Origin of the sequence: Pseudomonas helleri, from assembly GCF_009600315.1 — a bacterium.
In the GTDB taxonomy this organism is placed as follows: domain Bacteria; phylum Pseudomonadota; class Gammaproteobacteria; order Pseudomonadales; family Pseudomonadaceae; genus Aquipseudomonas; species Aquipseudomonas helleri_A.
On the sequence record NZ_WIWC01000162.1, the window covers coordinates 1 to 272 of the forward strand.

The 272-nt window shown below is 57.0% G+C and carries 1 protein-coding gene; it reads left to right on the forward strand.

Translation table 11 applies throughout. The annotated features are described in order from the left end of the window. A partial coding sequence (locus GHN86_RS23215) for an RHS repeat-associated core domain-containing protein (RefSeq protein ID WP_153383365.1) occupies window positions 1-272 on the forward strand: 272 nt, incomplete at both ends.

The window sequence follows — 272 nt, forward strand, 5'->3', positions numbered from 1 at the left end:
GGCAAAATCGTCTGGTCGGCGCATTACCGGGCCTACGGCAACGTCATCAAATTCGACATCAATGAAATCAGCAACCCGCTGCGTTTTCAGGGCCAGTATTACGACGAAGAAAGCGGACTACACTACAACCGGCATCGCTACTACAATCCCAACACCGGCCGCTACCTGACCCCCGACCCGATCAAACTGGCGGGTGGACTCAACAGCTACCAGTACGTGCCCAACCCCACGGGGTGGGTGGATCCGTTGGGGTTGATGAGTGTTGAGGGGGA